Raw genomic sequence first — 978 nt, 5'->3', positions numbered from 1 at the left:
CTGGAGAAGCTATTGCCGTCACCGATGCAGCCGTCCCGGATCGTATTGCTGGAGCGGTTGCCGCTGACGGTCAATGGGAAGATTGACAGCGGGGCATTGGCGGATCTGGACCGCATTGTGGAGGAGGGGTCAGGGGCAGTAGCGGCGGTCAATGAGCTGGAGGAGTCATTGGTGAAGATATGGGAAGGCTTGCTGGGTAGAGAGGGGATCGGGACGGAAGATAATTTTTTTGAGATCGGGGGTCATTCGCTGCTGGCGATCCGGTTGATTGCGGCGATCCGCAAGGAGTTGAAAATGGAGGTATCGATAGCGGAGGTGTTCGACTATGCGACGATCGGGTCCTTAGGGAGGCTGTTATCGGGCGGCCGGGGCGAGGGAGGGATGGCGGGGATCGTCCGGGCGGATCGTCCGGCGCGGATCCCGTTATCGTTTGCCCAGGAGCGGTTATGGTTCATCGATCAATTGGAAGGGAGTCATCATTATCATATGCCGCTGGTACTGCGTATGCGGGGCAGGGTGCGGGAAGAGGCATTGGAAGGGTCGCTGCGGGAGCTGGTGAACCGCCATGAAGTACTGCGGACGGTGATAGCCGAACAGGCCGGGGAGCCCTATCAACGCATAATGGGGACGGAAGGGTTTCAGTTAACGAGGCAGGAGGGTCTGAAGTACAGGACGGATCCGGTGGCGTTGGAGGGTTATCTGGACGAGTTGATCCGGCGGCCCTTCGATCTGGGAACGGATTATAAGCTCCGGGGCCACCTGATCCGGTTATCGGACCGGGAGCAGGTATTGGTGATCGTGCTGCACCATATTGCATCGGATGGCTGGTCCAATGCCCTGTTAGTGGATGAGTTGGTGGAATTATACCGGTCACAGGCAGCCGGCCGTCCGGCCGTATTGCCGGTATTGCCGATCCAATACGCAGATTATGCGATCTGGCAGCGGCAATATTTATCCGGAGAGCTGCTCACACAGAAG

1 protein-coding gene is annotated in these 978 nt (G+C 58.2%); it reads left to right on the top strand.

The genetic code is table 11. From position 1 onward, the window contains the following. On the top strand, positions 1-978 hold a 978-nt coding region (locus ACX0G9_RS31680; protein WP_459069006.1), incomplete at both ends, for a condensation domain-containing protein.

Source organism: Flavitalea flava, assembly GCF_054461575.1.
The sequence above is the reverse complement of the archived record's forward strand: the minus strand, read 5'-3'. Positions and strand labels throughout refer to the sequence as shown.